A 12,813-nucleotide genomic window follows, 5' to 3' on the forward strand; every position below is an offset into this window, starting at 1 on the left:
TTTAACACCGAGGGCTCGCGATTGATTAAAACAAAAAAATCTACATTGAGCTGGGGAGCCGTTCTCACCTTGGCTCTCGGTATAGGTGCGAGCTTTGTTTTAAGCTTGATCGTCTATCGCGTCAATGAGCGACAGGCTGAAGATTCGGTTGTAGCAACGACCGAACAGGTGGCAGGTCTGGTTTTAGAGCGACTTAAACTTTACCAATACGGTTTGAGAGGAACTCGTGGCGCCGTAATTACTGCGGGCGAGCATGGCATCAGCCGTGAGCTTTTTAAAAAGTATCAAAATACCCGTAACCTTACTTCTGAGTTTCCCGGGGCGAGAGCTATGGGCTTCATTAGGCGTGTGCCACAGCATGATGAAATTGAATTTCTAAAATCTGCACGGGCTGATGGAGCTGCTGATTTTTCAATACGACAGCTCGCAGCTCATACCGGTGAGCGCTACATAATACAGTATGTTGAACCGGTTGAAGAAAATCGTGCGGCAATTGGCTTAGATATAGCGTCTGAAACAGCAAGGAGGGAGGCTGCTGAATCATCGATGCAAAGCGGCATGGCGCGACTCACCGGGCCCATTACGCTTGTGCAGGCCATTGGAAAGCCGCAGCAATCTTTCTTGTTAATGATGCCGATTTATCGCGATGGTATTACTCCTGTGACTCAGGCCGAAAGAGAGAAAGCAGCTTTCGGATGGAGCTATGCTGTCCTCCAGACCGAACAGGTACTTAACAGTCTTGGCATAGAAAATAGTGCTGTACATCTAAAGTTGCGAGATGTAACTGTACCAGGCCAAGAACAACTTTTTTATGAAAGCACGAGCTCTGCTAGCGACGCATCGCTTATGTCCCATCAAGTTGAGCGTGAGGTGTTCGGCAGGCAATGGAAAATCGAGTTGGCTGTAAACTCTTTGTACCTAGATCGGTTAAATCAAGTTTCACCGGCTTTTGTTTTGTTATTGGGTTTTTTACTTACATTTCTTGTGGCGACTTTGATAGGTGTCATGAGTGTCAGTCGTGAGCGTCGAAGGCAAGTAATATCGGAGCAAGCGAGGCTAGCAACGATTCTTGAAAGCTCGGCTGAGGCTATTATCGGAAAAACGCTCGACGGTGTTGTAACCACTTGGAATAAGGCGGCAGAGCGTCTATTTATTTATACGTCCGAAGAGGCCATAGGCCAATCATTGGCAAATATGATTGTCCCGCCAGAGCTAAAGACGGAGGAGATTGATCTACTTGCTCGTATAAGGCTCGGTGAGCGAGTCGAAAATTTCGATACCAAACGTTTCGATAAAAATCGGTGCCTTGTTGATGTTTCTATAAGTGTCTCACCTATTTATGGCGAGGACGGTCGCATCGTTGGCGCCTCCAAAGCTGTAAGGGATATTTCTGCGAAGAAACAGGCAGAGGCACGTATTCTTGAGCTTAACTCGAGCTTGGAAGAACAGGTGGCGCAGCGAACTCACGAATTACGAAGTCTCAATGTTTTGCTCGGAAGCGTGCTGCGTTCTGCTACTGAGGTTTCAATTATTGCGACAGACATGGATGGTGTTATTCGCGTATTCAATGATGGTGCCGAGCAGATGCTTGGCTATACAGCCGACGATTTGATAGGTAAATGCACCCCTATAGTTTTCCATGACACGGATGAAGTCGATGCGCGCGGCGTTGAACTGAGCCAAGAGTATTCTCAAACCGTCGATGGTTTCTACGTTTTCACTCAAAAACCTAACAATGAAGGAGCAGAAACGCGGGAGTGGACATATATTCGCAAAGACGGTTCGAGTTTTCCCGTCACTCTGGTCGTAACGTCGATGCGTGATGACGATGGTAAACTAAGTGGTTACTTGGGTATCGCAGTAGATATCACCGAGCGTAAAGCTGCAGAAAGAGAGCTGGCTGCTAGCCTGGAAACGACCGAGAGGCAGCGAAGCGAACTAATGGCGATGCATGAGCAATTGGTTTTGGCCGCTGACGTAGCAGAGCTTGGTATCTGGTCTTGGACATTAGCGGATAATGCTTTGCAGTGGAACGACAGGATGTTCGAGCTGTATGGTCAACCTATGTCATTGCGTAATAGCGGTTTGAATTACTCCCACTGGTATTCGCGTGTTCATCCCGATGATGTCGTAGACACTTCTGCAAGGCTTAACGCCGCTGTCGATGGGGCTGGTACATACGATACAGTTTTTCGTGTCGTCCGCCCTGATGGCCAGATCCGCTTCATTCAGGCAGGCGCGCAGATTGAGCGCGATTCTTCAGGTACAGCTTTTTGTGTTACCGGTATCAATAGGGACATCACTTCACAGCGAGAACTGGAGTCGCGTTTACTTTATGCAAAAGAGCAAGCAGATCTAGCCAGTGCAGCTAAGTCAGCATTCCTAGCCAACATGAGTCATGAAATACGTACACCCATGAACGCAGTGTTGGGTATGTTGCAGCTAGTACAGAATACGGAGCTGAATGGTCGCCAGCTTGATTATGTCACTAAGGCCCAAACCGCAGCAAAATCGCTTCTTAGCTTGCTTAATGACATTCTAGATTACTCAAAGATTGAGGTGGGCAAACTCCAGCTCGATCTGCATCCGTTCCAGCTTGAGACTTTAATGTGTGATCTTGCGGTAGTGTTGGCCGGTAACCAAGGGCAGAAAGAGGTAGAGGTCATATTCGATATAGACTCTAATCTCCCAAATGATCTGATCGGCGATAGTCTACGACTGCAGCAAGTGCTTATTAATTTAGCAGGGAATGCACTCAAATTCACTTCGGAAGGCCAAGTCGTAGTTAGCATTCACCAGATCCTTGATACGGAGGAAAATATAACTGTTCGCATTGCAGTATCTGATACTGGTATCGGTATTAATTCGCAGCAGCTTTTGAGGATTTTTGAGGGATTCACACAAGCAGAAGCTTCAACTTCTCGGCGCTTTGGCGGTACAGGCTTGGGGCTTGTGATATGTAAGCGGTTGGTCAGCCTTATGGGAGGTGATCTTCAAGTCGAAAGCCAAGAGGGTGTCGGAAGTCGCTTCTGGTTTGATATCACATTAGATATTGCCGATAAGTCTCTCCTAAGATCTTTTTGTCCTGGAGTCGATGAGCATATACGCGTGCTAGTGGTCGACGATAATGCAATGGCTAGTGAGCTGTTAGTCAGAACCGTACGTGCGCTGGGCTGGAAAGCAGATGAAGTGAGTGGTGGCGCTCAAGCGGTGGAAAGTGTTTTATGTGCCCAAGCATCAGGCGAACCTTACAACGTGGTATTGATGGACTGGCGTATGCCCGTTGTGGATGGGTTGAGTGCCGCACAAATGATCCAGCAGTCGTCTAATAGTCTGCCTCCGCCCATGATAATTATGATCACTGCATATGGCCGTGAAGTATTAGCCGATGCAAATAAAGATGGGAATGCTCCTTTTGTTGGTTTTTTAACTAAGCCCATTACTCCTAAGCAATTGGCAGATGCTGTGAATCAAGCCTTCAGTGGGGGAAGTAGTTTTCCCACCGCTTATAAAACCCCCAATATTGATAGGCCCAAACGTCTCAGTGGACTGAGGCTCTTGGTCGTCGAGGATAATGAGTTCAATCGACAGGTCGCCGATGAATTACTCACAAGTGAGGGGGCTCACGTGACGCTTGCAGAGGGTGGATTGGAGGGAGTTAAAAAGGTTGTGGAAGAGCGAGTTTCGTTCGACGTAGTGTTAATGGATATTCAGATGCCTGATATTGATGGTCTGGAAGCAACACGTCGTATTCGATCTCATGACGAGTTTCTAGAACTTCCGATTTTAGCAATGACCGCGAATGCCTCAATTAGTGATCGAGAAGAATGTATTGCAGCAGGTATGAATGAGCATGTGGGTAAACCTATCGATTTAGAACATCTCGTCGCTACATTGCTGTCTCAAGTAAGCGGTAGATTCGAGCCAATACTTCAGAGCCCTAATAAGATAGGCGAAGGTCGGGATATTGTTGAAAATAAAAATACGATTATCAATCGTTTTGGAGGTAATCTTGACTTGATCAAAAAGGTACTGAGTAGTTTTGGCCCTGAATTGGAAAAGCAGCTTGTGCGATTGCGGCATGATATTCTACGCCATGACACTTTAAATGCGGCGCTTGTGCTTCATACCATCAAAGGAAGTAGCGGTAGTATGGGGGCGACATCACTATCTGAGTATGCAGGCAGTCTAGAGCAAAAAATAAAACATGGAGACGAGATATCCAAGGCAAACTTGCTTTCGGATATGACATGGGTTTCAGAACTTGAAGTGCTACTGACCAAAAGTATCCAGAAAATGAATCTGGACTTTGGCTTTACCTATCCTTCAAGTGTTACTAGCAACGTTGAAAAAATGGAATTGACGCAGTGGAAAGATTGCCTAAAAGAGATTTTGATCTTATTGAAAGCCGGGAATCTTGATGCTCTGGACTTAGCAGCCGACGTAGCTCCAAAAACTCCAGATTTACTACGTGAAAGATTCAATGATTTCTGCCTAAAAGTAGAATCTCTAGACTTTCGTGCTGCAATACCAATGGGGCAAGATTTGTTGGAGTCTTTTTAAATGGGTGGATTAATGGATACCTGGCTGCCTCATTCATTCGTCCGACCAAAGCTACTTTTGGTTGACGATCAGGCGACTAATATACGGATACTTCATGAGTTATTCCGTGAGAATTGTGATGTTTTTATGGCAACTAGTGGCCAGCAAGCAATTGAGATATGTCAAGACCAAGCTCCAGATTTGATTTTGCTAGATGTAGTTATGGATGGCATAGACGGCCATGAAGTCTGTAGACGTCTAAAAGCTAATCCTGAAACACAGAATATTCCTATAATTTTTATCACTGGTAATCAACAAGAGGCTGACGAAATTCAGGGTTTTGAGCTTGGTGCTGTGGATTTCATTAGCAAACCAGTTAATCCAACGATTGTTAAAGCGCGTGTCAGAACGCATCTCACGTTGAAGCTACAGAACGATTTGTTGAGGTCAATGGCGCTCATGGATGGACTAACGGGCGTCGCGAATCGTCGTAAATTTGATCAAGATATTTCAGCAGATTGGCGGCAGTGCTTTCGAGAGCAAAAACCGCTATCGCTTATATTAGTGGATGTAGATTTTTTTAAACGCTATAACGATCATTACGGCCATCAAGCCGGCGATAGTTGCCTTATATCAATTGCCCAGGCTTTGTCTGAGTGCGTTAAGCGTCCTTATGATCTGGTCGCTCGATATGGTGGTGAAGAGTTTGCCTGTGTTTTGCCAAAGACCGATCATTTGGGTGCATTTGAGATAGCAGAGAGGATGTTGGCACACGTGCGTGCCCTACGCATCGAACATGTCGCCTCGGATGTAGACTGTGTTGTAACTATTTCACTAGGCGTGGCAACAGTTACGCCGATGGGAGATCTTGAATTGAAAGGGCTAATAAACGAAGCGGATAAGCGACTCTATGAAGCTAAGGAGAGTGGGCGGGGGCGTGTTGTCTCTGGACTGCCTCCGGTACCGTAGACATCTCCAGCCTATGCTTTAATCGAAAGATGCTCGCGATTGCCTTTAAGCATAGTGTTCAAGGGCCTTGTTCATACAGCAGGGACTTTCGGGTTTATAGTTAATAAATTTCCAGCCAAGAAGTGGTAACGTGAATGCCAATTGTAGGTACGCTCCTGACTCCCCTGCACAAATGGCGTTGGTGCCACTCGATTAGTTTTTGATGGATTTTTCACCCAGCGGCAAATTCGGGTTATCCGCCTCCAAGTTGATTTTTGCACACGCGGTCTCTGCAACAGTCTTGTCTTGAAACCCATACGCTAGCCTTACTTTCTCTTGATTGTCGTAAATGTCAAAACGACCTAGGTGGGCCTGCGATTGAACATGAAATCCTGAACCATGGGATCTCCGTTCGACTTGAACCGCTGGAACAAGCACAAATCTAGGTCTCATTGTTCGTGTCTCCTCGGTTGACTTTTGCTTTGAGCACGCAGTCTAACCTCACCCGTATCAACCAAGGTGGTAAAAGCTACATTTTTTAGGTAACGCACCAGGTGCTACTTATTTTACTTTTCATTATGGTGATGCAGCCCGAAAATTTAATTCCTACTGGTCAGAAAATTGCCTAGTATGTTAGAGATTGAAGGGTTCAAGTGTATGCCATACCTATCAAATCAAAGTGAGAGTTTTAATGTCTAAACTTGCCGAATTCCGTCAACTCGAAAAACACCTCGCCGAACAGCTCCAAGCGCTCGAAGCCTTGAAGGGCGATGCTGGCCTGAAGAAAGAAATCGAATTCGAAACGAAGCTTCGCGATTTGCTCGCAAAATATGGCTACAGCCTGAAAGACGTGATCAATGTGTTAGATCCACAAGCAGGCCGTCTTGCTTCAGCCGTCGAGTCGAAAGTCCGTAGTCGTAAGCCTCGCCAGCTGAAGGTTTATAAAAATCCTCACACTGGCGAAGTCGTTGAAACCAAGGGTGGTAACCACAAAACGCTGAAGGAATGGAAAATAAAGCACGGCGCCGCGACCGTTGAATCCTGGTTGACCAAGTGACTTGGATTGAACATTAAGGGGCCTCTAACGGCCCTTTTTTGATTCAGCCTTTGCTGCGTCGGCAGCGCTCCGAGCAGTAGCGCACTTCCTCCCAGCAGCGTGCCCACTTTTTCCTCCATGTGAATGGAAGGCCGCAGGTCACGTACGTTTTACCGGTAGCTCACTCTTTTTCAAAATGACTCACCATTGTCTATCGAGCGAACAACATCTGATGGTACACCCCAAAGGTATCTCGATCTTTTTTCGCCTTTATAGATAGCTCAGACCATATCTTTGCTGGAGCTGGAGCAGTTCTTCCGAACTAGGCTTTTCTGGAGCGAGACGACGTATCAATTCACCGGCTTCCCTGAAAAAACCTTCTGCTCCTCCAGGGGTAAAGGTGGTGAGAAATCGACAATCGCTGTCACCGTCGTTCTTAAAATACTGCTGTACGCCGCGCGGAGCAACGACATAGCTGCCCGGCCCGGCTAAGTGAAAATCCTCGCCAATCTGCATGGCTAGCTGTCCTTCGAGGATATAGTTATTTTCATCCTCACCCTCGTGTATATGTCGCGGCACTACACCTCCAGGTGGGAGTACGGTCTCCATAAGCGAATAGACTCCTCCCGTTTCGGTAGCAAACACCTTGATGTTCATGCGGGCGCCTGTAGGGTGCAAAACGTGATGCCCCTCACTAGGGCTGATCATGCGGGCTTTAATCGAATTACTACTCATAATTTCCTCCAGTAATTTCCGGCCAGGATGGGTGGATAGCCATCTCACGCTTGTGGAGGATTTTATTGGGATAAGCCGTGTTAGGATTTGTATATCTGGTCAATTTATCTGCAAAAAACGTCAAAATGGCAAAGCATCTACTTCTACCTTCCGGCGCGTCAGGAAAAATCGTAACTGCGATCAGCTTTACGGCCTTTAGTGAGGGACTCTCGGGATCAAAGGCTCATGTTCATGAGCTAGGGCAACTGGTGTTGTCAATGCAGGGGGTTGTCGCGTGCGAGGTGGCCGATAACCATTGGATAGTGCCACCACATTGCGCTCTCTGGATTCCTGCCGGCGTCCCGCATCAGAGTCGCGCCTCTGCTAATGCCCATGGCTATTTCCTTTTCATCAAACCCTCAGCATCTACTCTTCCAGACGAGTGCTGTACGTTCAGTATCAGTGCCATGTTGCGCGAAATGATTATTGAACTATGCGAAGGTCGCAGCGACCGCACTACTCTCAGTAAAGATCTCATCACTCAATTACTGCTTGAAGAGTTGAGCGCTATGCCAAGGGTGAGCACGTATTTCCCAATACCCGCTGATTCGAGGTTGAAAAGGATAGCTGAAGCATTAATCCAGGCTCCTGACAATAGAAGAACGCTAGAGCAATGGGCAAGTTTTGGCGGGATGAGCGAACGCACATTTTCACGACAGCTGTTCAAGGAAACCGGGATGTCGTTCGGTAAATGGCGTCGACAGCTTCATCTGATGGTCGCGCTGAAGTTGTTGGCTGAGGAGAAGAGCGTCCAGCAAGTAGCAGGAGACCTAGGGTATGAGGCCGTAACGAGCTTCATCAGGATGTTCAAGCTTGCGCTCGGCACCACGCCCGCAAAATATGTTTCATTGCCTAGCGTGGGGTACAAAGGACAATAGCCTGAAAACAGCATTCTGAAAGAAGCGGCGTGAATCAGATGAATCGCCCCGGGTTTCGTAGACACCTCTTTGCCTTAAACTGAGGTCAATTAGGAGGTGCCATGAGCAACCCGCGTTACCCCGAAGAATTCAAAATCCAAGCAGTCAATCAAGTCACCGAAAAGAAGCTGCCTGTCGCTGAGGTAGCGGCCCGTCTTGGCGTATCGACGCATAGCCTCTATGTCTGGATAAAGCGCTACAGCAAACCCCAAGAAGAACGGCAGCAGGATGATGATCAGCACGCTGAACTGCGTCGTCTGCGAGCGGAACTCAAGCGCGTCACTGAAGAGCGAGACATATTAAAAAAGGCCGCCGCGTACTTTGCCAAGGAATGCGGCTGAAGTACGCCTTTATCAAGCGGCGCGCGGGCGACTATTCGATTCGACGGCTTTGCCTGACGCTGAAAGTCCATCCCAGCGGTTATTACGCCTGGCTGTCTGAGCCACAATCTTTACGCGCCAAAGACGACCAGCGACTGCTGGGTTTGATCAAGCATTCCTGGCTGGAGAGCGGCGGTGTTTATGGATATCGCAAAATCCATGACGATCTGCGCGAGGTCGGTGAGGATTGTGGTCGGCATCGTGTGGCGAGGCTGATGCGTCTTGAAGGTCTGCGCTCTCAGACAGGGTATCGACGCCGCCCTGGAAAGCACGGCGGTAAGCCACCCAGGGCTTTGAAATTGTCGGAGGCCTCTTTCTCGATCTTTTCGCCGATGATGGCCGGAATCCGCTTCAAGGCATCATCGAGAGAGACGGAGAGAAAATCTCCTACCGCAAGGCTTTGGAGGTCTCCGGTTTCAGGCTTGGATAGCATCAACGTCCAATGCTCGCTCATCAGTCGCGCTTTCAGAAACAATTCGACCGCTGTGTAAAGGTCGACGATGGCGTTCTTAGGCTTTTTCTTCAGATGCTCAATCGACGTATTCACGAAGCCAAGGGCATTTTTTACCAACGCGTCGAAGAGTTCTTCTTTAGTCCGTCGCTCTTGAGCGAGCCACTTGCGTCCCATCTATGTTCACCCTATCCGATCAATATAGGTGGTGCTGTTTTGAATTATTGCGGTAATGATCGGGGCCACGGGACGGTATGCCCCCTCCGAACGGTTGGCCCTGGGTCTCCGCATGGGATATGTCAATGCGATGAGTACAGGCCGCGCTTCGGCAGTATGCCCAGGGGGCATGCCACATCAGCTCCGGAGGGTATTTGATCAACGTAGGCCAACACTGGCCTCCGTGAAAATCATCTACCGCGATTGAACGGGAGCACTACCCCTGCATCCGGTGCTTTATGCGCAACAGTCACGGGAGTCATGGGGCTACTGTTACTCTTGAGCTTGGCCAAGTGCACCACTTCAGCATTGCCACTGAGGTAGCGGTTGGGTAAGCCTGTCAGCATCTCGATATCCGTTGCTGCCAGACCGATATAGGCAGCGACTCCGTTCACAGGCAAGACGCCTGAAGAGGCCAGCAGCTCGATGGTGCGTTTGAGGAGACGAGGTTGTTCAGGTGAGCGACCTTCATCACCTGGTTCTGCTTTCACGCCCCAGCGAGCTGAGCGGCGCTTGAAGAGCAGGCCCTTTGCATCATCATCGATCACCTTCAATGCCCAGAGGCGCATGACCATGGCTGCCACAGAAACGCCCCACCGCTGTTTGAGCAGGAGGAGGCTATCCAGGGTAACCGGGCTGCGGACTTCAGCGGCGAATGTCTCGGCTGGAAGCAAGAAGGCGCCTGCAAAGCGGTGCGCCTGGTCTTCCATCATTTTGTGCCGAATAGGGTCAGTCGAGCGCTCGATTCCTTTGTGCAGGATCAGATGGCCAAGTTCGTGGGCCAGGTCGAAGCGACTGCGGAAGCCGTTTTGCTTGTCAGCGGAAAGCAGCACGAGTGGACGGTTCAACACCTGACTCCACGCCGACAATCCCTCAATGGTTGCAACGCCGGTTTCTTCGCGCACCAAGATAACGCCGGCGCCTTCGACCGCCATTGCCAGGTCAGGTATTGCACGGCGACCTAGGCCCCAAAGCTCGCGACATTCATCGGCAGCTTCTTCGATGTCGGCGCTGGTGATCTGCTCTGGATCTGTGAACTGGCGCTTAGGCAGATTCACTTCTGGGAAGTCCACGAACTCACCCAACGCAAGCGCGATGTCCTGAGCCCATTCGAGACGTGCTTCAAGCATCGTTCGAGCGCTGGCGTGCGCCGAGGCATTGCTTCGGAACAAGGGGAGAGAGCATTTCTCAGGTAAAGGGCGGGTGAACCATTCAGGTGCCACATTGATGACCTGAGAAAGGCTAGCCAATGCTTCAGCCTCGGGAGACTGCTGCCCGCTTTTCCACTTGCTTATCGTGGCAGGGGAGACTCCCACCATGCTTGCCAGTGCGACTTGAGAAAGGCCGCGAGCCGCGAGCGCTTGTACTAGCCGCCCCGGCTCGAACCCTGTGATTCCACGACTCATGATTCTGTATCTTGCCCTATTTCGAATAGACCCGTTTCGAGCACACCTGTTTTGAGCTTCGGCTTCGCATTGTCCACCTGCTCTGGTGCTGCATCGTAGCGAGCGAGGAACTTACTCAACGGCTCTCGGAAAAGCCAACCTTTCATTTCCGCATCCGGCACCGCGATGTGGATTTCCAGTGGTGATTCGGGCTGATTGGTCAGCGAGCCGCTGAAGCACGATACGAAGAAGAACGTACCGGAGGTGATAGGTTCCGGAGCAAAAAGCGACGGCTGAACCAGCTGAGTCATGGCCTGGTTGGCCTCCGCGAGCTGACGACGGGTGGCGCCGCGCTTGACGTTGTTCCAAAGGGAGGAGGACATATTCACCCGGCCGAACTTGAAGATGCCAGCGTGTCCCAGGACGACCCCATTGCCTTTAAGGGGTGTATGGACTGCATCGGCGGCAAGCAGCATCTGCTCGAAAGACTCGTTCATCCGGAAAGCCCGCATCTGCCCAAGCGCATTCTTCCGATGATTTTTGTCCATGTCCTTTGTGTCCAAATAGGCACGGAGCGCACCTGCTTCACAGGCATCCTCGGCACCCATCACAATGTTTCGAGGGACGTGGCGGATCAATAATTCGGGAATGGAGGGCTGGCGGGTTTTGCTCATATAGAGGATTCTCGAGTTTCGGGTTGCGGGATTATACCTTGAAAAAATTTCGTATGGCCAGGGATGCTGCGTATTCTATGACTTTATGGCGTCGAAAATCCAGGTGAGCGAATGAAGCAATGGCTTGAGGTTTTGGGCTACGGGTGACTCCCAAGCTGGAGACCCGGCTGAGGTCAAGGTTATCTGCTTTTGCAGGGGAGGGCGGCTTCGAGACCTACTCGGCTCTGCATCTGTGATCTGCGAAGGTCTTAGGTATCGCAGGCTTTCAGTCCTCGTTCGGCTTGGCGTTTCGAAGCGAGGTGCAGATGTAGTACACGTTGCGACGTTGACTCACAACATGTGGTGCGCTTAACATTGTCGTACGGCTTCCTGATCATCATGATTTTCAGGAAGGGCTACTACGAGATCGATAGCTCCATTCTTGGAGCGACGGAATCGCTTCTCAAGGGCTGTAGCAACGCCCAAGCGCTGACTGGTATGGAGTTCTACCCTTCAGACGACGTTGCCAACAGTTTGGAACCCAGAGCATATGATAGACACCAAGATACCCGCCACACTCTGTGGCGGGGTATTGCTTTCAGCCTGGGATCTTTATGGACGAATTGCAACTCATCACTCGAATCATCATCGAGCTGATTTCGAATTCTTCTGGCGAGCTCGGTGCTCGTCTCAAGCAACGCCTCAATGCCACCCTTATATCTCAAGGCCACCCGGCCCTTGATGAGAAGAAGTACGGCTTCCGTAAATTCGCTGATTTCCTGAAGGGCCAGCTTGGGGACTACGTCAAGCTCGAATGGCCAGAGGGCTCGGGCGACGTGCGCGTCACGGTAAAGCGTGACGCGGCACCGGTTCGGCAGAAGCCTGTCAGTCGGGAAAGCCGGACGAAGGTCGATCGGCCCACTGCTTTGCGCAGTGACGTCTGGCAAGCCTTTACGAACCCGGACATCAGCCGTAAGCGGTTCTACAACTTGGTTACCAATCGGGTCATTCACTTCGTGGAAGGCGTTGACCACGACTATCATCGGCTCGTTGACAGCAAACCCGCAGACTTCGTAGAAATTGTGCAAATTCCGGTCGAAGCACATCGAGCGTGGATGCGCGAATTTCTGGAGCTAGCAGCAGTTACGCCCGGTGAACTGGTGCCCCTGCAGGCACTGGTGGAATCGACGTATAGCAGCGACGTGAACGCGGCCTTTACCAAGGCTCTCGGTGATCGGGAACTGCAATGGCGTCAGATGCGCACGCTCAAAATCAGCGAAAAGATCCAAGCGTGGGCCGTTGAACACAACATCAATCCTGACCACCTGAGCATTCAACCGCCAGCTGCCGGCGCACCTGCAGTTGAGCGCCCAGCGACCCCATCAGGCAACATCCTCAGCCCTCGTCAACAGGCCATTCGCTTGCTGGAGTTGATGAGCGACGAAGACATCCTGAAATCAGCCATTCCCGTACTGCTTAACAGCGTGCTGAGCAAATCCAAGTTCTGACGC

Annotated in this window: 9 protein-coding genes and 2 pseudogenes; 6 read left to right on the forward strand and 5 right to left on the reverse strand. The window is 50.1% G+C overall.

All coding sequences use genetic code 11. The annotated features are described in order from the left end of the window. Positions 1-21: 21 nt before the first annotated feature. From PQT43_RS04250 to PQT43_RS04260, 3 genes are all read left to right on the forward strand, one after another. Positions 22-4,563, forward strand: a complete 4,542-nt coding sequence (locus PQT43_RS04250) for a PAS domain-containing hybrid sensor histidine kinase/response regulator (RefSeq protein ID WP_220039254.1) — start codon at positions 22-24, stop codon at positions 4,561-4,563. Beyond that, positions 4,564-5,511, forward strand: a complete 948-nt coding sequence (locus tag PQT43_RS04255) for a diguanylate cyclase (protein WP_110651957.1) — start codon at positions 4,564-4,566, stop codon at positions 5,509-5,511. Between the two features lie 670 nt (positions 5,512-6,181). Next, positions 6,182-6,547 (forward strand): histone-like nucleoid-structuring protein, MvaT/MvaU family, encoded by a 366-nt coding sequence (locus PQT43_RS04260; protein WP_110651959.1) that lies wholly within the window; start codon positions 6,182-6,184, stop codon positions 6,545-6,547. A gap of 43 nt (positions 6,548-6,590) precedes the next feature. On the opposite strand, the pseudogene PQT43_RS04265 reads toward PQT43_RS04260, so the two are convergent. Together PQT43_RS04265 and PQT43_RS04270 are read right to left on the reverse strand one after the other, a co-directional pair. After that, positions 6,591-6,721 (reverse strand): annotated as a pseudogene (locus PQT43_RS04265) (DUF2256 domain-containing protein). Positions 6,722-6,796: 75 nt separating this feature from the next. Next, on the reverse strand, positions 6,797-7,261 hold the full coding sequence (locus PQT43_RS04270) for a cupin domain-containing protein (protein WP_110651960.1): 465 nt from the start codon (positions 7,259-7,261) through the stop codon (positions 6,797-6,799). Between the two features lie 77 nt (positions 7,262-7,338). On the opposite strand from PQT43_RS04270, the gene PQT43_RS04275 reads away from it, so the two are divergent. Further along, complete coding sequence (locus PQT43_RS04275; protein ID WP_146232929.1) at positions 7,339-8,178, forward strand: AraC family transcriptional regulator; 840 nt, start codon at positions 7,339-7,341, stop codon at positions 8,176-8,178. Between the two features lie 101 nt (positions 8,179-8,279). After that, a pseudogene (locus tag PQT43_RS04280) lies at positions 8,280-8,881 on the forward strand (IS3 family transposase); the annotation flags it as partial. On the opposite strand, the gene PQT43_RS04285 reads toward PQT43_RS04280, so the two are convergent. The 3 genes from PQT43_RS04285 to PQT43_RS04295 all read right to left on the reverse strand — a co-directional run bounded on the left by PQT43_RS04285 (position 8,836) and on the right by PQT43_RS04295 (position 11,323). Next, the gene (locus PQT43_RS04285) at positions 8,836-9,225 is read right to left on the reverse strand and encodes a hypothetical protein (RefSeq protein ID WP_181433924.1); all 390 of its coding nucleotides are present in this window, start codon (positions 9,223-9,225) and stop codon (positions 8,836-8,838) included. The pseudogene PQT43_RS04280 and the gene PQT43_RS04285 overlap by 46 nt on opposite strands. A gap of 230 nt (positions 9,226-9,455) precedes the next feature. Next, on the reverse strand, positions 9,456-10,670 hold the full coding sequence (locus PQT43_RS04290; protein WP_110651962.1) for an XRE family transcriptional regulator: 1,215 nt from the start codon (positions 10,668-10,670) through the stop codon (positions 9,456-9,458). Beyond that, entirely contained in the window at positions 10,667-11,323 is a 657-nt protein-coding gene (locus tag PQT43_RS04295; protein WP_110651963.1) for a hypothetical protein, read from the reverse strand. The genes PQT43_RS04290 and PQT43_RS04295 overlap by 4 nt, the downstream gene beginning before the upstream one ends. Positions 11,324-11,916: 593 nt before the next feature. Here PQT43_RS04295 and PQT43_RS04300 point away from each other — a divergent pair. Beyond that, positions 11,917-12,810 (forward strand): OST-HTH/LOTUS domain-containing protein, encoded by an 894-nt coding sequence (locus PQT43_RS04300; RefSeq protein ID WP_146232931.1) that lies wholly within the window; start codon positions 11,917-11,919, stop codon positions 12,808-12,810. The last annotated feature ends 3 nt before the right edge of the window (positions 12,811-12,813 follow it).

Origin of the sequence: Pseudomonas sp. BLCC-B112, from assembly GCF_028550695.1 — a bacterium.
GTDB lineage: Bacteria > Pseudomonadota > Gammaproteobacteria > Pseudomonadales > Pseudomonadaceae > Aquipseudomonas > Aquipseudomonas danubii.

Bases quoted from the DNA above. Each gene is read 5' to 3' on its own strand.
- PQT43_RS04295 (WP_110651963.1), bottom strand. From the start codon at position 11,323: ATGAGCAAAACCCGCCAGCCCTCCATTCCCGAATTATTGATCCGCCAC.
- PQT43_RS04270 (WP_110651960.1), bottom strand. From the start codon at position 7,261: ATGAGTAGTAATTCGATTAAAGCCCGCATGATCAGCCCTAGTGAGGGG.
- PQT43_RS04255 (WP_110651957.1), top strand. From the start codon at position 4,564: ATGGGTGGATTAATGGATACCTGGCTGCCTCATTCATTCGTCCGACCA.
- PQT43_RS04285 (WP_181433924.1), bottom strand. From the start codon at position 9,225: ATGGGACGCAAGTGGCTCGCTCAAGAGCGACGGACTAAAGAAGAACTC.
- PQT43_RS04300 (WP_146232931.1), top strand. From the start codon at position 11,917: ATGGACGAATTGCAACTCATCACTCGAATCATCATCGAGCTGATTTCG.
- PQT43_RS04260 (WP_110651959.1), top strand. From the start codon at position 6,182: ATGTCTAAACTTGCCGAATTCCGTCAACTCGAAAAACACCTCGCCGAA.
- PQT43_RS04290 (WP_110651962.1), bottom strand. From the start codon at position 10,670: ATGAGTCGTGGAATCACAGGGTTCGAGCCGGGGCGGCTAGTACAAGCG.